This window comes from Erwinia sp. HR93, from assembly GCF_034555055.1.
GTDB classification, from domain to species: domain Bacteria; phylum Pseudomonadota; class Gammaproteobacteria; order Enterobacterales; family Enterobacteriaceae; genus Apirhabdus; species Apirhabdus apintestini.
This window is the reverse complement of sequence record NZ_JAXUDP010000001.1, coordinates 3,663,449-3,682,424: the sequence shown is the minus strand read 5'-3', so window position 1 is coordinate 3,682,424 and position 18,976 is coordinate 3,663,449. Positions and strand designations below refer to the sequence as shown.

Below are 18,976 nucleotides of genomic sequence, written 5' to 3'. Positions count from 1 at the left end.
TATCGCGACAAGGTACCCGCGACGGCGCATTCAGGCAAGGCTTTTTGCCCTGCCGCCGTCGGGCGCGGAACAATACGGTTGATGCGTGCGCAACGCGGCTGCCAGAGCGCCTTTTGAGCAAGGGGACGTTAAATGAAGCGCCGCGCGCACCGCGGTGCGAACTGTATGCCGCCGCCGATAGCCAGATCAATTGCCGGTGCGTTGAACGATAAACCTGCCCGTCAATTGTTCACTACATATAAACGATGTAACTAAGAAGTTATGACTTTTTTGCCAAGAATTTCAATTGCGTGTGAAAAACTTTCCCCATAGCCCGTTTTAGACAGTTGTAATAACTCATTTAGCCCGGAATGACTTGTGAACGAAAGGTTTTCATACAGACACACTGGAATTTCTGTATTGCCTTTAAATCTTCTGTCCGGGCCTCCAGACTTGTTAACATACTTCCACGTTTTGCCAACGACTAAGGCATCTCTGGGTACAGCTTCATTTTCAACGACCTGTCTATTTCCAACGTTAACGAATAGCTGGTTATAGCTAACGGCACCGACGCCGTCACGGTCAAAAACCAATACCTTATCTGGAAAGAAATATAGTGTTTGACGGCCGACATAGACGGCAATCGTCTCAATGTTTGTTTTAACGAAGGGAGGCTTTGCTTTACCGATAGCGGTTGCTTTTCTGCGCAGTAAGTTGGTTGCTCCGGCATGATATTTAGGGTCATAGACGGCTCCGGAAGCTTCGATATGCCATATTTTTGAGCAGGTGGCGAGCATGGATACGCTATTATGAAGTTGCTGATAACATGCCATCATTTCATCATCAAAGTCATAAAATAAAACGGTAGTCTTTCTTAGCTGGTCGTGCGCGTAGGCAAAAACAGAGACGGCGCTCCCGATAGTCAATACTATCGCAATGCACCACGCGGGCCATGGCTGTGAAAAACTGTAAAGTAATATCGCAATCGAAAGGAAAATGGCGAACGGCCATATTGGAGCTTCTTACGTTTATTATTTAGCTCTTCGAGCAGCTCGCGGGAGCTGGAATCAATGATTTTCGAAATATGAGATGATTCGATTTCCTCAAGAGGGGCGTGCGTATTGTCACATTCTTCCGGAGTATAAGCTGGCACACGTTGAGCCTTGCTTCCACTTTGGGGCGCCGCGCCTGATGAAATTGAAGCCTGGTAATAAACCCCACCGGCGCCGATGTGGATGTAATTCCCTCTTGGGCCAGTACCGAATCTCAATCCTTTTATACCAACAGAGGCACTGACTCCAGATTTAGATAGACTAAATCTCATCGGCCCAACGCGGATACTTTTCCCTGTGTAAAAGCTCATAGTAACTCCATGTTATAAGTAGCATGCTAATGCCCCTGAGCAACATCTAAGCGATATTCTACATTGAAAAAATAAAGAGGTTAAGGAAGGTGTGAATCTATTATTTCAATTATTTTTCAATGTATTAGAAAATCAAGACTAAATCTTTAAACCCTGAATATAGACGATAGGCTACAAGTCAGTAAGACACTCTGTTACTGTCGATAATCAAATAGATTATCAGCAGGAATCTGTAATGAAGTGCCGTACTGATTGTGGGGCGTGTTGTATTGCACCTTCAATTTCAAGCCCAATTCCAGGCATGCCGCAGGGTAAACCCGCTAATGTAAGGTGCGTGCAGCTATCGGAAGATAACTTATGCCGCATCTTTGGCTCACCCCTGCGCCCAAAAGTATGCGGCAGTCTTCAACCGTCCCTGGATATGTGTGCTACCGATCGAGAAGCCGCTATGGTTTACCTTATAGAGTTAGAAGAGGCTACGTCTGCTTTGACGTAGAACAATTTTCATCTTTAGCTGTGCGCGACATCTGCAACTTTTCCTGCGCCGCTATTTTCACGCCTGGCGCTTCAATAGCGGCTAACAGCGGTGAATCGCCGGGAGATATCTCTTAACCCACGTTTAGCCCTGGTTGAATCTCATCTTTTAGTAGCCAATTCGTATTCAGACGCTAGCCAAAGATTTAAGCACTGATATTTCCTACCACGATCCGCTGAAATACAGGTGGTTTTATAAATCGAACGTTTGGTCATTAATCTTTATATGACCCCACGCGGAAAATTATCTCAAGTGCCGGCGGGTATGCGCGCTGTCTTCACAGAAGAAGCTCGACCACCTGAATATCACCTGGGTTTATAGCGTACTGATAAACCGGTTAAGACGAGCCAGATGCTGGCTGCTGGGATATGAATTTTAAACAGCGAATAACCCTATATGAGTCAAATTGGCCAATACGCTCTGCATCCAGTTTGATGAAACGCCGCGCTGCCGGCTATTTGGTTCATCGCTGTGCCTCGGAGTGTACGCCGGGTGGCCGGCTTGTATAGAAATGTGCGGCAGGCGGTGACTTATTTAATTACTCTGAAATCTCTGACCCAAAGTTTCATTTTTCTTCTCGCAGCGCGGCGCTGTAAAAATCAATACGGTCCCGGTCCAGCGCACGCGCAGAGGGCCGTGAATATTTTTCCGTAAAACCGCTTTGGCAAGCCCTGGCTGAAGTATGCTGAAGCGTTTTTTTACTGGATGACGGCAATAAATATCTCCCTAACTTCCAGATCTTACGCGCTTTCTCATCGTTATTAACGATTTTCTACGCGATAAATCCACGGTGAGTTACACTAAACGATCACTGATAAACTGAAACGATTCAACTCGCGGGGCGTTTATGTTACATCTGCGGCTACAGGACATTCACGTTGATGCGCAGGCAGAGAGCCAGGAAAGCGCGGTGCGTCAGGTCGTCGCGGCGTTAGAGCACTCGGGTTTCATTACTGGATCGTACGCCGCGGCGTTGCTAAAACGTGAGCGCAAAATTTCCGCCTGTCTTGGGTGCGGCGTGGCTATTGTACACGGCGCGATAGACCCTCACGGCGGCGTGATTCAATCCGGCGTTCAGGTATTTCGCTATGCGCAGAATATCGACTGGAGCACCGGTCAGCGGGTGTGGCTGGTTATTGGTATCGCTGCCGATGCCGCCGGGCACCTGGCGATTTTGTCCCATCTTGGGCATTTACTGTGCGATAAAGCGCGGGTACGGCTTGTGAAAAACGCGAAGAGCGCGCCGGCGCTAATGGAAGCGCTTATGGCACCGCTGGATGAACGTTCGCTGATTTTGGACCGGTGCACGCTGGCCCTTAATGCCCCGACGGGAGATTTAGCCGCGCTGCAGCGGCTAAATGCCGGAATGCTATACGCCACCGGTTCGGTAGATAGCGCTTATCGGCAAGCATGCATGCAACAGCCACCGCTATACCTTAGCGAAGGTGTCTGGTTAAGCGATTGTGCCGAAGGCAATAACCGAAGCGCGGTCGCCGTAGCGCGACCGATTGCGCCTTTCGAACAGAATGGTAAACCGGTTGCACTTCTGGTGAGTATTGTCGTAGCCGATGATGAACCGCTGCATGTATTAAACCGCCTGAGTGATTTACTGGGCGAAGGGCAGGCAGAAAAATTACAGCGCGCAGACGAACCTGCAATGATAGCGCTGCTTACCGGCGATGGGGCAGAAAATGGTCATGTCGCTGATTTCATTATACGTAACGAATACGGGCTGCACGCCCGTCCTGGCACCATGCTGGTCAATACGATTAAACAATTTAAAAGTGAGATTACCGTGGCGAATTTAGATGGAACGGGCAAGGCGGTAAACGGGCGTAGTTTGATGAAAATCGTCGCTCTGGGTGTAAAAAAAGGACATCGCCTGCGCGTCAATGCGCGTGGTGAAGACGCTGAACTGGCGCTGCAACATATTGGTGATGCCATTGCATCCGGGCTTGGGGAGACATTGCCATGAGTCGGCGCGTTGCCACCGTTACCCTCAACCCGGCTTATGATTTAGTCGGCTATACGCCTGAGATAGAGCGTGGGGAAGTTAACTTAGTCCGCACTACCGGCCTGCACGCGGCAGGTAAAGGGATTAATGTCGCGAAAGTTTTAAAAGACCTGGGTATTGATGTCACCGTGGGGGGGTTTTTAGGTAGAGAAAACCAGGACGGATTTCAGCAGCTGTTCAGCGAATTAGGAATCGCCAACCGCTTTCAGGTGGTGAATGGGCGCACCCGCATCAATGTCAAGCTTACGGAGAAAGATGGGGAAGTAACCGATTTTAATTTCTCTGGTTTTGACGTGGCGTCGACAGACTGGGAACGATTCGTTACCGATTCGCTAAGCTGGTTGGGGCAATTCGATATGGTTTGCGTCAGCGGTAGTCTGCCGAGCGGCGTCACGCCGGAAGCGTTCACCGACTGGATGATGCGTCTGCGCGCGCTGTGCCCGTGCATTATTTTTGATAGCAGCCGCGAAGCGCTTAAGGCTGGTCTGCAGGCAGCGCCCTGGCTGGTAAAACCGAACCGGCGCGAGCTGGAAATCTGGGCGGGGCGCAAGTTGCCCGCGCTTGCCGATGTGGTGGCTGCGGCGCATCAGTTGCGGGAGCGGGGTATCGCGCACGTTGTAATTTCCCTGGGCGCGGAGGGGGCGCTGTGGGTTAATGCGTCCGGCGAGTGGCTGGCGCGTCCTCCCCACTGCGAGGTTATCAGCACCGTTGGGGCCGGGGATTCGATGGTCGGCGGGCTAATTTATGGGCTTTTAATGCGTGAATCCAGCGAACACACGCTGCGGCTTGCCACGGCGGTTGCCGCGCTGGCGGTTAGCCAAAGTAACGTGGGCATCACCGACAGAACCCAGCTTGCGGCAATGATGGCGCGCGTCGAGCTTCATCCGCTGTAGCATGGCAGCCAAATCCCTGCGCGAAATCGAGACCGGCAGCCTGAGCCGCGTCTGCTAGAGGGGAGTGGCTGCTGGGAGCAGGCAAGATATGTTTATCGGCCGCTGAATAAAGGATCCAATCCTACTCTGCAAGCCCCGCTCGGGCGGGTTTGCCGTTAAGCCGGCTGACGCGAAGTGTTCGTACCAGCCGCCCGGTGGAGAATATGGCAGAAAATACCGCGCAGCGGATAGCTGGTGTCCAAATTCACTAACTACTCAACGGCACGCTTTTCGCGCCTGATTTCTGGGCGGCCTTCCATTAGTAGCGCAGAGTTGGGCGGGCTGGCGGCACCGGTTCGGCGGCGTGAGCCAGCCCGCAGCTATGCGTCAGGCGGCGGCATTCTGCTCCTGCTGGGCCTTCAGCCAGGCAATTTCTTCCGCCCAGATATCGGGATTGGTGGTTTCCAGGATCAGCGGAATATTATCAAAACGCGGATCGCGCATAATCCAGCGAAATGCGGTATGGCCGATATTCCCTTCACCAAGGCTGTTGTGGCGGTCGACGCGGCTGCCAAATTCACTTTTTGCATCGTTTAAGTGCATGCCGCGCAGATAGCGAAAGCCCACGATCCGTTCAAACTCCGCGAAGGTATGCGCGCAGTTTTCCTCGGTGCGCAGATCGTAACCGGCAGCGAACGCGTGGCAGGTATCAATACAAACGCCGACCCGGGATTTATCGTCAACGCCGTCAATAATGGCGGCCAGATGTTCAAAACGGAACCCAAGATTGCTTCCCTGGCCTGCGGTATTTTCGATTACCGCCGTCACGCCCTCGGTTTGCGCCAGCGCGATATTGATAGATTCGGCGATACGCGCCAAACATTGCTCTTCGCTGATTTGTTTCAGGTGGCTGCCCGGATGAAAGTTCAGCAGCGTTAACCCCAATTGTTCGCAGCGCTGCATCTCATCAATAAACGCGGCGCGCGATTTTTCCAGCGCCTCTTCGACCGGGTGCCCCAGATTAATCAAATAACTGTCGTGCGGCAGGATCTGCTCAGGCCGATAGCCGTATTGCTGGCAGGCCGCTTTAAAATGCGTAATCGTCTCGTCGTTGAGCGGTGCCGCGCGCCACTGGCGCTGATTTTTCGTGAACAGGGCAAAGGCTGTAGCGTTCAGTTCCGCTGCGCGAATGACGGCGTTTTCCAGGCCGCCGGAGGCGCTAACGTGCGCTCCAATAAACTTCATGCTCTTTTCTCCTTATCCCCGTGAATCGGGAAGTCTCCTATGATAGCGGGTAACGCAAAAATTTTCCCTGGCCGATGATGCAGGAGCGTATGGGGTTCTCAATTTCAGTCGGCGCTGCAACAGATGCCGGCAGGGGATTTAGCGCCCGAGCATATCTGGCGCTTTCAGACACAGATAGTCGCGTGGGGAGGGCGTATAAGTCGCAATAGCCGAGGCTCAGAGCGCGTTTTACAGTCTGTCAGCGCGCTGACAGACTGAATGTGTCGCTATTTACCGTTAAGCGATTACGGCGTGGACGGCCAGATTTATGATACCACCGCCAACGATAAGCCATGCGAACAGACACAGCGCCATCAGCAGGGGGCGGATACCGGCTTTTTTGAGTGCGCTAATATGGGTCGTCAGCCCGAGTGCCGCCATGGCCATCGCCAGCAAAATCGTATCCAGCGTGACCAGTATTCGAACAATAGCATCAGGCAATACATGAAAGGTGTTGAATACGGCGACCACGATAAAAATAAGCGCAAACCAGGGGACAGTAATTTTGCTGCGGGCGCTATTCGCCTGCGCTGGCGCGAGCTGGCGCACTCGGGCCGCCAGCAATAATAAGAACGGTGCCAGCATCATCACGCGCAGCATTTTAGTAATGACCGCGCTGTTTTCCGCCTCCGGACTGATGGCGTGCCCTGCTGCGACCACCTGCGCCACTTCATGCACCGTTGAACCGGTGTAAATACCAAAGGTTTCCGGCGTAAACCAGTGCGCCATCAGCGGCCAGAGCGCAGGATAGATAAAAATCGCCAGCGTTCCGAAAATAACTACCGTCGCCACCGCAACGGTGACTTTACCCGCCTCTGCTTTCACCACCGGCTCAGATGCCAGTACCGCAGCGGCGCCGCAGATACTGCTGCCTGCGCCAATTAGCCAGCTCGTTTCTCTGTCCAGCTTAAAGCAGCGCTGGCCGAGGAAGCAGGCGAGAGTAAAGGTACTGGAGAGCGTCAGAATATCAATTAAGACGCCGCTAACGCCGACATCGGCGATTTGGGTAAAGGTAAGGCGAAAGCCGTACAGAATAATCCCGAGTCGTAACAGGTGATGTTTGGCGAAGCGCACGCCCGCGTCGCACGGCGTCTGGATGCGTGGAAAAAACGTGTTGCCGACCAGCATGCCGAGCAGGATAGCGAGCGTGAGTGCGCTCAGCCCGGCACCGGCAACGGCGGGAATTGCGCCTGACCACAGGGCAAGGCCTGTAATCGCGGCGCTCAGCGCCATGCCGGGAAGTAAATGAGATAGCGTACGGCGAGCGGCCGGGAAAGTCAGTGTTGTCATAATCAAATCTCCTGTATGCCGCTAGCTTACGGAGATCCAGGATAAATATAAAATTGATTATATATTTATAATTAACCATTATAAGTGGTAAGTGGTAAGTGGTAAGTGGTAAGTGGTAAGTGGTTGATGCTCAATAACGGGGGAAATATGCACATTACGCTGCGTCAGCTAGAGGTATTTGCCGAAGTCCTGAAAAGCGGTTCGACCACTCAGGCATCGCAGCGGCTATCGCTGTCACAATCGGCGGTCAGCGCCGCGCTGGCCGACCTGGAAGGTCAGCTTGGCGTTAGGCTTTTCGACCGGGTAGGGAAACGGCTAGTAGTCAATGAGCACGGGCGGCTGCTTTATCCGCGCGTCGTCGCGCTGCTGGATCAGGCCAGCGAGATTGAGCAATTATTCCGGGGCGACAACGGCGCATTGCGCATCTATGCCAGTAGCACCATCGGTAATTACATTCTGCCGGAGGTCATTGCCCGTTACCGGCGCGATTTTCCCGCTTTGCCGCTCGAATTAAGCGTGGGTAATACTCAGGATGTGATTCAGGCGGTTGCGGATTTTCGCGTGGATGTCGGGTTTATCGAAGGCCCGTGTCATCGCGGTGATATTGTGACGCAGGCCTGGCTGGAAGATGAACTGGTGGTGTTTGCCGCGCCGGGGGCGCCGATTTTGCAGCATCCGGTGACGCCGGAAAGCCTGGCGTCTACGCCCTGGATTCTGCGCGAACAGGGTTCCGGCACCCGTGAAATTGTCGAGTATATGCTGCTATCGCACTTACCTGGCTTTAGTCTCGGCATGGAGCTCGGTAACTCGGAGGCTATCAAGCACGCGGTGCGTCACGGTCTTGGGATAAGTTGCCTCTCCCGGCGCGTAATAGAAGAAGCGTTGCACAGCGGGTTGCTGGCCGAGGTGCCGGTTCCGCTGCCGCCGTTGGTGCGTAAGCTCTGGCGCATTCAGCACCGGCAAAAACACCTTTCCAGCGCGCTTGAGCGTTTCTTGCGCTATTGCGCGCTGTAAATTCGACGCCGTGCATGCCAATGATTTACTTATAACTCGTCGGCTATCATGAAGCTCTCTTATAACCACGTTTTACGCCGGGCGTGAATAGCGCTTTCTGCTACAATTGCGCTTTCTTTTTTTAGAGTAAGTACTCTTTTTCTATGACTTCGCAAAATAATCAGACGCAAGGTGCCGGGCTGCGGCGCGAGCTTAAAGCGCGCCATCTGACGATGATAGCTATCGGCGGTTCGATTGGAACTGGCCTGTTTGTGGCCTCCGGTGCGACCATTTCCCAGGCCGGGCCGGGCGGTGCGCTGCTTTCTTATATTCTTATTGGGCTGATGGTTTATTTCCTGATGACAAGCCTCGGCGAGCTGGCGGCGTATATGCCGGTGTCCGGTTCGTTTGCCACCTATGGGCAGCAGTACGTAGAAGAGGGCTTTGGTTTTGCGCTGGGCTGGAACTACTGGTACAACTGGGCGGTGACGATAGCCGTCGATTTGGTCGCCGCGCAGTTAGTCATGGCCTACTGGTTTCCCGACGCTCCGGGATGGATATGGAGCGCGCTATTCCTGGGTATCATGTTCCTGCTGAACTACATCTCGGTAAAAGGATTCGGGGAAGCGGAGTACTGGTTCTCCCTAATTAAAGTCGCGACGGTCATTATCTTTATTATTACCGGCGTGTTCATGATAATGGGTATTCTGAAAGGCGGAGCTCCGTCAGGCTGGAGCAACTGGAGCGTCGGCGACGCGCCGTTTGCCGGCGGCTTTTCCGCTATGATAGGCGTAGCGATGATAGTCGGCTTTTCCTTCCAGGGCACGGAGCTGATTGGTATTGCCGCCGGGGAATCCGCCGAGCCGGCCAAAAATATACCGCGCGCGGTGCGTCAGGTGTTCTGGCGCATTCTGCTGTTCTACATATTCGCTATTCTGATAATCAGCCTGATTATTCCCTATACCGATCCGAGCCTGCTGCGCAATGACGTGAAAGATATCAGCGTTAGCCCCTTCACCCTGGTGTTCGAGCATGCCGGGCTATTGTCTGCGGCGGCGGTGATGAACGCCGTTATCCTGACGGCGGTACTGTCGGCCGGTAACTCAGGCATGTATGCGTCTACGCGGATGCTATATACGCTGGCCTGTGACGGCAAGGCGCCGCGCCTGTTCGCCAAACTGTCAAAGGGCGGTGTACCGCGCAACGCGCTATACGCCACCACGTTTGTCGCGGCGCTGTGCTTTCTCAGCTCGATGTTCAGTAACCAAACCGTCTATCTGTGGCTGCTGAATACATCGGGTATGACTGGCTTTATCGCCTGGCTGGGGATTGCTATCAGCCACTATCGCTTCCGTCGCGGTTACGTACTTCAGGGGCATGATATTAACGATTTGCCTTATCGTTCCGGATTCTTCCCGCTGGGGCCAATTTTCGCATTTATCCTGTGCCTTATCATCACGCTTGGGCAAAACTATGAGGCATTTCTGGCCGATCGCATCGACTGGATGGGCGTTGCCGCGACGTACATCGGCATCCCGTTATTCCTGGTAATCTGGCTGGGCTATAAATTGACGAAGAAAACGCGTTTTGTACGCTATGCGGAAATGACTTTCCCCGATAGCGTGCGTAAATCCTAATCTTACCCGGGCGTTATTCCTGTCTCTTGATTAGCGAAAAGCCGTCTTTATTGCAAAGACGGCTTTTTTAATGCGACTTGAATGAACGCAGAAGCTGCAGCCTATGTTTAGGTCACTCTGCCGATATGCGTCTGCGCGGCGGCTTTATCTTTCGGCAATCGCGCTGAGGCCGGGGTCTGTGCGGCCTGCCTTTTGGCTGGCAAACCTGTGGCTGGCGGCTCGCGCTGACGCGCCCGGCGTGCGGTAACGGCGCGGAATGCGGTATCATCGCATCGTAACGCCCTCGGCGGACAAACGACAATATTGCGTGGAGGCGCGATAGCGATGGAAAAAAAAGGGATGTTCTATGTGCTGCTGGCCGCGGTGCTATGGGGGAGTTCGGGCGTATGCGCGCAGTATATTCTGGAACAGAGCGCCGTAAGCGCGCAGTGGGTAACGATGATCCGCCTGTTATTCTCCGGGCTGATTCTTTTGACGCTCTCCTTTATGCAGGGTGATGCGGTTTTTCGTCTATTTCACGAGATACGCGATGTGGCGAATCTGCTGTTTTTTACCCTGTTTGGCGCACTCATGCTGCAGCTTACCTTCCTGATGACTATTCGCGCCTCGAACGCGGCAACGGCGACGGTGCTGCAATTTTTGTCGCCGACTATTATTGTGGCATGGCTCGCGCTGGTGCGGCGAAAACGAACCGGGCCGCTGGTTTTTACCGCTATAGTGACGTCCCTCTGCGGCACTTTTCTGCTGGTTACGCACGGCAGCCCGACTTCGCTCAGCATCTCTCGCGAAGCGCTCGGATGGGGTATCGCTTCGGCGTTTGCCGCCGCATTTTACACCACCTGGCCTTCACGCCTCATCGCGCGTTACGGCACATTGCCGGTTGTCGGCTGGAGTATGCTCATGGGCGGCATAATGATGATGCCGCTATATTGGCGCAGCGGCAGCGCACCGGCGCTGGATGGCGGCGTGCTGGCGGCATTTTGCTATCTCATCGTGGTAGGAACGGCGATGACATTCACGCTGTACCTGAAAGGCGCACAGCTTATTGGTGGTCCGAAGGCGAGTATTTTAAGCTGCGCCGAGCCGCTCAGCAGTGCGTTTTTATCGCTGTTATTATTGAGTGTTACTTTTACGCTACCCGACTGGGCCGGAACACTGCTGATTGTATCAGCGGTACTGTTAATTGCACTGGATTCCCGGCGTATGCAGCGCAGCCGCTACGGAGCGGGTAATTGATCGCCCTCCATGGTATTCAGGGCGCGCTGAATGTGTGGAATAAGGCGGGATATTTCATCCACGGAAATATTGCCGAAGCCCAGTAATAGACCGTAGCGGCGGGCCGCGCCGTGATACAGCGTTGAAAGCGCAATGGGCGTAATTCCACGGTGACGCAAGCGCCTGACGACGTCTACGTCGTCCCGTCGCTGGAGAAAATACAGAATAATATGCATGCCGCACGGCTGGGAGGATAATGCATATTGCCGCGGGCATAAACCGAGAAGCCCTGCGCTCAGCGCTTGTCTGCGCTGGCGATACAGTTTGCGCATCTTGCCAATATGAGTTGCGAAGTGCCCGGCGCGGATGAAATCAGCCAGCGTTAGCTGAATGTGCCGTGAAGGGCCGCCGTTTAACAGGCGCTGCAGCGGCACATTCAGTAATGCAAGCAGCGCGGTGGGGAAAACCATGAACGCAACGCGCAGCTCCGGGAACAGCGTTTTACTAAATGAACCAATATAGATAACCGGCGCATTCTGCATTTGCCCTTGCATGGCGGGAACGGGCGCGCCGTGATAGCGAAACTCACTGTCGTAATCATCTTCAATAATAATCGCGCCGCGCTGAATGGCCTGATGCAGCAGCGTCTGACGGCGCTGCATGCTCATCACTGCGCCGGTGGGATACTGATGCGTTGGCGTGGTGTAAATCAGGCGCGGCGTTTCCTGCTGCCATAAAGCCGCCGGCGGTGCCAGCCCTTGCTCGTCAACGTCTACTGGAATCAGTTTGACATTGGCGGTGTGCATCGCCGTTTTTACGCCGCTCCAGCCGGGATTTTCCATCCATACGCGATCGCCTGCGTCGGTGAGCAGCGTCAGACATAGCTGAAAAGCCTGACGCGAGCCTTCCGTGATAACAATCTGCCCGGGATGGCATTTTACGCCGCGCGTAAACGCAACGTGGTGACTAATGGCCGTGCGCAGCGCAATATCGCCTGCGGGGCTGCTTTCCTGGCAATACTGAACCTGTCGGCTGGCGCTTAATAATGCCCGACGCCAGCGCGTCGTCGGAAATGCAGAAAGACAGGGGATGCCCGGGTGACATTTTCCGGGCGCTGAAGGTGCGGCTTCGGCGGCAATTTGCTTTCCGCGCAGCGATAAACGGTAGCGCGGCCCGGTTATTTCCCCGGCGGATAACTCATCACCCGCCAGTACCTCGCTTACCACGCTGCCGCGCGGCGTGGCGATAATAAACCCCTCAGCCTGGAGCTGTTCATAAGCCCGTAACACGGTATTGCGCGCCAGCGCCAGCTCGCAGGACAGCGCGCGCGTAGAAGGGAGTTTTGCCCCTGGCTGGAGCTGGTTATTTAAAATGAGAAACTTAATGCGTTGATATAACTGATAATAGCGGGGCGTCGCGCCCGCGGTGTCAGCGCTCAGCGGGCTGATTAACAGCAGTGGGGCTAGATGTGAGGGCATATCCGCATCCGGTGGATCCTTTTCTTTTTGCTGGAGTGGCTCTATTGAGAGTACCGCCATCGCGGCTACTATCCCATGACTTAACGAACGGGAAAAGCAAAAAAGAGAGGATAGCCGCAGTGAGTGTAATTAATGAATTTGGGCAGCCGACCGGCGAGGCAATGGTTGCGTGGTGCGCACGCCCAAGACCGTCCCTGCGACGCATTGAAGGGCGTTATTGTACCTTGGTACCCACGACTCTGGCGCACGCGCGCGAACTGTTTGCCGCCTACGGTAAGGTTCCCGAAGACTGGACCTACGTGCCTTATGGTCCGTTCGATACATTTGCAGAATTTGAAGCGTATATCGGCGCAATGGAGAACGGTAAGGATCCACTGCACTTTACGGTATTGGATAATGCCACGGGGCGGCCAGGCGGTACGCTGGCTTTAATGCGTATCCGGCCGGAATATGGGGTGATGGAGGTGGGGCACGTTGTCTTCTCACAGCGGCTAAAAAAAACGGCAATGGCCACAGAAGCCCACTATTTATTAATGAAGGAAGTCTTCGATGCGCTGGGTTATCGCCGCTATGAATGGAAGTGTGACAGCCTGAACCAACCGTCGCAGCGCGCGGCGGCGCGGCTGGGTTTTGTATTTGAAGGCGTTTTTAGACAGGCGCTTATCTACAAAGGCCGCACTCGCGATACCGCCTGGCTTTCCATCATTGATAAACAGTGGTGCGATGTGAAACGGGCGCTGGAAGCCTGGCTGGCGCCGGAGAATTTCAGCGATGGGCAGCAGCGCCAGCCTCTGGCGCGCTTTATGCCGCGCTGAATTGCGGCCCCCTGGCCTGAGCGCTTGACGCGGTTTTACTGTGCCAGGGTCGCCGGGAGTAAAAAGCCTATTTGAAGAGGTAGCCCGCGTGAAAGCGCAGGTGTTCTTCAATAAAGCTGGCGATAAAAAAATAGCTGTGATCGTAGCCGTGCTGGAACCGCAGTTCTAACGGCCACTGGCAGCTTTGCGCCGCTTCGACCAGCGCGGTTGGAGTGAGTTGAGGGTGCAAAAAAGGGTCGGCGTCGCCCTGATCGATTAACAGGGGAATATATGCATCGGGGGCGGCAGCTCGCATCAGCGCGCAGCTATCCCACGCCTGCCAGCTTTCGCGCTCTTCGCCAAGATAGGCGCTGAAGGCTTTTTGGCCCCAGGGGACCCGTGTGGGATTGACTATCGGGGCGAACGCGGAGGCGGAGCAAAAGCGGCCCGGATTCTTTAGTGCCATAATCAGCGCGCCGTGCCCGCCCATGGAGTGGCCGCTGATTGCCGTGCGGGGGCTGAGGCTGAAATGTGCGTCCAGCAGCGCTGGCAGTTCAATGCTGAGATAATCGTACATCCGGTAATGCGTCGACCAGGGCGACCGTGTGGCATTCAGATAGAACCCGGCGCCTTGCCCTAAATCCCAGCCCGGATCGTCGGCAATGTGTTCGCCGCGCGGGCTGGTATCCGGGATGATAAGCGCGATGCCGAGCTCGGCGGCCATCCGCTGTGCGCCGGATTTATGGGTGAAATTCTCATCATTGCAGGTTAATCCTGACAGCCACCACAGCGTCGGCGGCGGCGCGCCGCTATCATGTGCGGGCGGTAGAAACAGGCTAAACGTCATCGGGCAGTTTAAGGTTGAGGAATCATGTCGCCAGCGCTGCTGTCGGCCGCCAAAACTGCGATGTTCTTCAATTTTCTCCATACTGCGCTCCCGTGAAGGCGCGACTGCGCCGCTGCGATAAGATAAAAAAACAGCCTTCTATCATAGCAGCCAGCGCCGACGCTTGTTACTCCTATGCCTAAGCGCCGGTGAGAGAGGCGATGGATAAAGCGCGGCGGCATGTTGCCGGAAAAATACGTTAAAATTTCTTATCTACTGGCGCGCCTATTTCAATAATAATCGCCAGCAGCGCTGGATTCTGGGCGTGCGCTGCCGCACAATGCGTTCTTGCCTTGTTCGCTCAGGCAGTACACGCCACACCTGCAGGAGAATAATAAATGTCATCACTCAGTAAAGAAGCCGCTCTGGTACATGAGGCGCTGGTCGCGCGCGGCCTGGAAACGCCGCTGCATTCCCAGCCGCAAACGCTGGATAACGAAATCCGTAAAAGCCGTATTGCCGGGCACATGACCGAGATCATGCAATTACTTAATCTCGATCTGAATGATGACAGTTTAATGGAAACGCCGCATCGCATTGCGAAAATGTACGTTGATGAAATTTTCTCCGGGCTCGATTACCGCAACTTCCCTAAAATTACGGTCATTGAGAATAAAATGAAGGTGGATGAAATGGTGACGGTGCGCGACATCACGTTAACCAGCACCTGTGAACATCATTTTGTCACCATCGACGGGAAAGCCACGGTGGCCTATATTCCCAAAGATTCAGTGATTGGGCTGTCGAAAATTAACCGTATCGTGCAGTTTTTTGCCCGTCGCCCGCAGGTTCAGGAGCGGCTGACGCAGCAGGTATTAGTGGCGCTTCAAACGCTGCTTGGCACGAACAACGTCGCGGTCTCTATCGACGCAGTACACTATTGCGTTAAGGCGCGCGGTATCCGCGACGCCACCAGTGCTACCACCACTACATCGCTGGGCGGGTTATTTAAATCCAGCCAGAATACCCGGCAGGAATTTTTGCGTGCGGTGCGACATCACTGCTAGCTAATAATCATCGGGCGGAACGTATGCAGAGAAACCCTACGCTGGATTTTATTCGCGGCGCTGCTGTCCTCGGCATTTTGTTACTCAATATTGTGGCATTTGGTCTGCCGAAAGCCGCCTATTTAAATCCTGCCTGGGCAGGCGAGACGGCGTCGGGGATATTCTGACCTGGGCGCTGCTCGATTTATTCGCGCAATCCAAATTCCTGACTCTGTTTGCGCTGCTGTTTGGCGCTGGATTATACAGTCAACTTGCGCGCGGGAAGCGCTGGCTTCAGACGCGCCTTTCATTACTCGTCCTGCTTGGCTTCCTGCATATTCTCGCGCTGTGGGAAGGCGATATTCTTTTATCCTACGGCCTGGTGGGGCTAATTTGCTGGCGGATGATCCGCGATGCCCAGAACACTCGCCAATTAGCGAATACAGGCATCATGCTTTATGGCATCGGCGTTGCGATACTCCTGCTGCTGGGTGGGCTCCAGCGCAGCGGCACCGGCCGTGAATGGCAGCCGGATGCGGCCTCGCTTATTGATGAACGCCTTTGGCGCATCGGCGGCGGTACGGCAGGCGCTGCTCACCGGCTGGATATGCTGGGCGAAAATCTGCTGGCGTTAGGGGTGCAATACGGCTGGCTATTAGCGGGAATGATGCTGACCGGCGCCGCGCTGATGCGTAGCGGCTGGCTGGCAGGACGGTTTAGCCAGCGTCACTATCGCCGCTGCGGCTGGGTGTTTGTTAGTCTTGGCATGCTTATCAATGGGGCCGGGATTCTCGGGCAGTGGCGCGTTAATTGGGACTATCGCTGGTGTGCGTTTCTGCTGCAGGTGCCCCGGGATATCAGCGCGCCGTTCCAGGCGCTGGGCTATGCTGCGCTAGCGTTTGGCTATTGGCCGCTATTATCTCGCTGCGCTATGGTGCCCGCCGTCGCCAGGGTGGGGCGCATGGCGTTAACTAACTATTTACTACAGTCGGTATTATGCGTCGGGCTATTTTGGTATGGCGGCCTGTTTATGTCTTTCAGCCGCTGGCAACTACTGGCGTTTATCCCCGCTATCTGGGCGGTCAATCTGCTGTTTTCGACGCTCTGGCTGCGCTATTTTCCACAGGGGCCGCTGGAGTGGGGCTGGCGGACCCTCTCTTTAAGATGGATGCAAAAATAAACATATTTGCAGGATCTGAGTCACATATACTTAACATTCTTTTTGTAACCGCTTCCATCTTGTGACCCGCCTCACGCTGCGTTCTCCAACGCACTGACAGAATAGTGCGTTAAAGATGGCGCAGAAGCGATGAGTGCCAATCCGTTTATCCCTGCGAGAAGCGAATTATGATGACAATTCGGGATGTGGCGCGTGTGGCCGGCGTTTCCGTTGCCACGGTATCACGCGTACTGAATCACAGTCCGCTGGTGAGCGCAGAGACGCGCGAAGCGGTCATGCGTGCGGTTACGCAGCTCGATTATCACCCGAATGCAAATGCCCAGGCGCTGGCAACGCAGGTGAGCGATACCATTGGCGTTGTGGTGATGGATGTCTCCGATCCCTTTTTTGGCGCGCTGGTGAAGGCCGTGGACGGCGTGGCGCGCCGCCATCACAAATATGTTCTTATTGGCAACAGCTATCATGACGCAGCGGAAGAGCGCCATGCGATTGAGGTATTCATTCGCCAGCGCTGCAGCGCGCTGATAGTACATGCGAAATCTCTGAGCGACGCCGAACTCAGCGATTATTTGCGCCAGGTTCCTGGAATGATTGTGATTAACCGCATCGTGCCCGGTTTTGAGCACCGAAGCGTTGGGCTGGATAACGTCAGCGGAGCCGCGCTGGCGACCCGCACGTTACTCACCAGCGGGCACCGGCGCATAGGCTATTTGGCTTCCGATCACGGCATCGAAGATGACACGCAGCGTTGTACGGGCTGGCGGCAGGCGATGGCAGGCGCAGGAATTGAAGCGCCGGAAAATTGGAGCGCTGCCGGTTCGCCCGATATGCAGGGTGGAGAGGCGGCAATGGTAGAGCTGCTTGGGCGAAATCTTCACCTGGACGCGGTGTTCGCCTATAACGACAGTATGGCGGTAGGGGCGCTGACGGCGCTTAAAGACAATGGCATTGCCGTGCCGGCGCATTTCTCTGTTATTGGGTTTGATGATATGCCAGGCGCGCGCTACGCCGATCCTCAATTAACCACCGTGCGTTATCCGATTACGTCTATGGGAACGCTGGCGGCGGAGCTGGCGCTTGCCGGTGCTGCCGGGCGGCTGGATGCGCATGCCAGCCACTGTTTTATGCCGACTCTGGTACGCCGCCATTCTGTCTATCAGTCGCAGGCTGACACGCAATAATGTAAACGGTTTCAAGTTGTGATTTATTTCACGGTTAATTAACATTTTATTTTCTATTATGTTACGAAGTTTAGCGAAGTCATTTCATTATTGCGATGATATTTGACTATTTTTCAGGAAACGGCAGAGAAATTCGCCGATTTCATTATGGAGCACGGCAGGACAGGAATCCGATTTACAGTCGGTCAAAACTGGCGATGTGTAACATAATAACAACATCATCCGGTGCCGATCAACGTTACTGAACAAACCGGAGAGACCATGAAACATAAACTTCTGACCGTTTCTGTCGCGCTGGCGGGGATTTTGCTCGGTGCGGGTGCCCACGCCGCGGATACGCGTATTGGCGTTACCATCTATAAATATGACGATAACTTTATGTCGGTGGTGCGCAGAGCCATTGAAAAAGAAGCCAAATCGGCGTCTGACGTTAAGTTATTGATGAATGACTCGCAAAACGACCAATCCAAACAAAACGACCAGGTGGACGTCTTGCTGGCGCGCGGCGTAAAAGCGCTGGCCATTAATTTGGTGGACCCGGCCGCTGCCGGTACCATTATTGATAAGGCGCGCGCGCAGAACGTACCGGTTGTTTTTTTCAATAAAGAACCTTCCCGTAAGGCGTTGGACAGCTACGATAAAGCCTATTACGTAGGAACCGATTCTAAAGAGTCCGGCGTGATTCAGGGTGAATTAATCGCTAAACACTGGAAGGCGAACCCGGCCTGGGATCTCAACAAAGACGGGAAAATTCAATACGTGCTGCTGAAGGGCGAACCGGGCCATCCGGACGCTGAAGCCCGCACCGCCTGGGTGGCGAAGACGCTCGAGGAAAAGGGGATTAAAACCCAGCGCCTTGCGATGGACACCGCCATGTGGGATACCGCGCAGGCGAAAGATAAAATGGACGCCTGGCTTTCCGGCCCGAACGCCAACGGCATTGAAGTGGTTATCGCCAATAACGATGCAATGGCGATGGGGGCGGTAGAGGCGCTGAAAGCGCATAAAAAATCCGCGCTGCCGGTATTCGGCGTAGATGCCCTGCCGGAAGCGCTGGCGCTGGTAAAATCAGGCGCGATGGCCGGTACCGTCCTAAATGATGCCAGTAACCAGGCTAAAGTGACGTTTCAGATGGCAGAGAATCTGGCGAACGGTAAGCCCGCGGCCGATGGCGCAGACTGGAAGGTGCAGGACAAAATCGTGCGGGTGCCGTATGTGGGCGTCGATAAAGACAATCTGAGCCAGTTCATCGGTAAATAGCTCATTCCCGGTGAAGAGGCCCACGGTCG

The 18,976-nt window shown here is 54.4% G+C and carries 16 protein-coding genes and 1 pseudogene; 11 read left to right on the top strand and 6 right to left on the bottom strand.

The annotated features are described in order from the left end of the window. Nucleotides 1-251: 251 nt before the first annotated feature. Together SFA31_RS17175 and SFA31_RS17170 are read right to left on the bottom strand one after the other, a co-directional pair. Complete coding sequence (locus SFA31_RS17175) at nucleotides 252-905, bottom strand: hypothetical protein (protein ID WP_322839075.1); 654 nt, start codon at nucleotides 903-905, stop codon at nucleotides 252-254. 2 nt (nucleotides 906-907) lie between these two features. Then, entirely contained in the window at nucleotides 908-1,342 is a 435-nt protein-coding gene (locus tag SFA31_RS17170) for a DUF4236 domain-containing protein (protein WP_322839074.1), read from the bottom strand. 235 nt (nucleotides 1,343-1,577) lie between these two features. On the opposite strand from SFA31_RS17170, the gene SFA31_RS17165 reads away from it, so the two are divergent. From SFA31_RS17165 to fruK, 3 genes are all read left to right on the top strand, one after another. After that, complete coding sequence (locus SFA31_RS17165; RefSeq protein ID WP_322839073.1) at nucleotides 1,578-1,838, top strand: YkgJ family cysteine cluster protein; 261 nt, start codon at nucleotides 1,578-1,580, stop codon at nucleotides 1,836-1,838. Between the two features lie 886 nt (nucleotides 1,839-2,724). Continuing rightward, nucleotides 2,725-3,852, top strand: a complete 1,128-nt coding sequence (gene fruB, locus SFA31_RS17160; RefSeq protein ID WP_322839072.1) for a fused PTS fructose transporter subunit IIA/HPr protein — start codon at nucleotides 2,725-2,727, stop codon at nucleotides 3,850-3,852. Continuing rightward, nucleotides 3,849-4,784 carry a 1-phosphofructokinase gene (gene fruK / locus SFA31_RS17155; RefSeq protein WP_322839071.1) on the top strand — a complete coding sequence of 312 codons (936 nt, stop codon included), beginning with the start codon at nucleotides 3,849-3,851 and terminating at the stop codon, nucleotides 4,782-4,784. Before fruB ends, fruK begins: the two co-directional genes overlap by 4 nt. A 366-nt stretch (nucleotides 4,785-5,150) precedes the next feature. Here fruK and nfo read toward each other — a convergent pair whose 3' ends face one another. Then, nucleotides 5,151-6,008, bottom strand: coding sequence for a deoxyribonuclease IV (nfo, locus tag SFA31_RS17150; RefSeq protein WP_322839070.1), 858 nt, complete (start codon nucleotides 6,006-6,008; stop codon nucleotides 5,151-5,153). Nucleotides 6,009-6,284: 276 nt separating this feature from the next. Further along, nucleotides 6,285-7,337 (bottom strand): YeiH family putative sulfate export transporter, encoded by a 1,053-nt coding sequence (locus SFA31_RS17145; RefSeq protein ID WP_322839069.1) that lies wholly within the window; start codon nucleotides 7,335-7,337, stop codon nucleotides 6,285-6,287. 147 nt (nucleotides 7,338-7,484) lie between these two features. Here SFA31_RS17145 and yieE point away from each other — a divergent pair, with 147 nt between their 5' ends. The 3 genes from yieE (at nucleotide 7,485) to SFA31_RS17130 (ending at nucleotide 11,203) form a co-directional block, all read left to right on the top strand. After that, nucleotides 7,485-8,351: a DNA-binding transcriptional regulator YeiE gene (yieE, locus tag SFA31_RS17140; protein WP_322839068.1), complete on the top strand. Its 867-nt coding sequence runs from the start codon at nucleotides 7,485-7,487 to the stop codon at nucleotides 8,349-8,351. A gap of 143 nt (nucleotides 8,352-8,494) precedes the next feature. Continuing rightward, a complete protein-coding gene (locus SFA31_RS17135; RefSeq protein WP_322839067.1) occupies nucleotides 8,495-9,967 on the top strand; it encodes an amino acid permease in 1,473 nt (490 codons plus the stop codon). A gap of 324 nt (nucleotides 9,968-10,291) precedes the next feature. Beyond that, nucleotides 10,292-11,203 carry an EamA family transporter gene (locus SFA31_RS17130; protein WP_416208340.1) on the top strand — a complete coding sequence of 304 codons (912 nt, stop codon included), beginning with the start codon at nucleotides 10,292-10,294 and terminating at the stop codon, nucleotides 11,201-11,203. Here SFA31_RS17130 and SFA31_RS17125 read toward each other — a convergent pair. Continuing rightward, on the bottom strand, nucleotides 11,185-12,660 hold the full coding sequence (locus SFA31_RS17125) for a PLP-dependent aminotransferase family protein (protein ID WP_322839066.1): 1,476 nt from the start codon (nucleotides 12,658-12,660) through the stop codon (nucleotides 11,185-11,187). The two genes, SFA31_RS17130 and SFA31_RS17125, sit on opposite strands and share 19 nt — an antisense overlap. A gap of 119 nt (nucleotides 12,661-12,779) precedes the next feature. Between SFA31_RS17125 and SFA31_RS17120 the strand changes: the two genes are divergently transcribed. After that, nucleotides 12,780-13,475: a GNAT family protein gene (locus tag SFA31_RS17120; protein WP_322839065.1), complete on the top strand. Its 696-nt coding sequence runs from the start codon at nucleotides 12,780-12,782 to the stop codon at nucleotides 13,473-13,475. Between the two features lie 67 nt (nucleotides 13,476-13,542). Here the strand turns inward: SFA31_RS17120 and fghA are convergent, their stop codons facing one another. Beyond that, the gene (fghA, locus tag SFA31_RS17115; RefSeq protein WP_322839064.1) at nucleotides 13,543-14,382 is read right to left on the bottom strand and encodes an S-formylglutathione hydrolase; all 840 of its coding nucleotides are present in this window, start codon (nucleotides 14,380-14,382) and stop codon (nucleotides 13,543-13,545) included. Nucleotides 14,383-14,678: 296 nt separating this feature from the next. On the opposite strand from fghA, the gene folE reads away from it, so the two are divergent. From folE to mglB, 4 genes and pseudogenes are all read left to right on the top strand, one after another. After that, nucleotides 14,679-15,347, top strand: coding sequence for a GTP cyclohydrolase I FolE (folE, locus tag SFA31_RS17110; RefSeq protein WP_322839063.1), 669 nt, complete (start codon nucleotides 14,679-14,681; stop codon nucleotides 15,345-15,347). A 23-nt stretch (nucleotides 15,348-15,370) separates the two neighbouring features. Then, nucleotides 15,371-16,506, top strand: a pseudogene (gene yeiB / locus SFA31_RS17105) (DUF418 domain-containing protein YeiB). A 167-nt stretch (nucleotides 16,507-16,673) separates the two neighbouring features. Further along, the gene (gene galS / locus SFA31_RS17100) at nucleotides 16,674-17,687 is read left to right on the top strand and encodes an HTH-type transcriptional regulator GalS (RefSeq protein ID WP_322839062.1); all 1,014 of its coding nucleotides are present in this window, start codon (nucleotides 16,674-16,676) and stop codon (nucleotides 17,685-17,687) included. Between the two features lie 261 nt (nucleotides 17,688-17,948). Next, nucleotides 17,949-18,947, top strand: a complete 999-nt coding sequence (gene mglB, locus SFA31_RS17095; protein WP_322839061.1) for a galactose/glucose ABC transporter substrate-binding protein MglB — start codon at nucleotides 17,949-17,951, stop codon at nucleotides 18,945-18,947. Nucleotides 18,948-18,976: the final 29 nt, after the last annotated feature.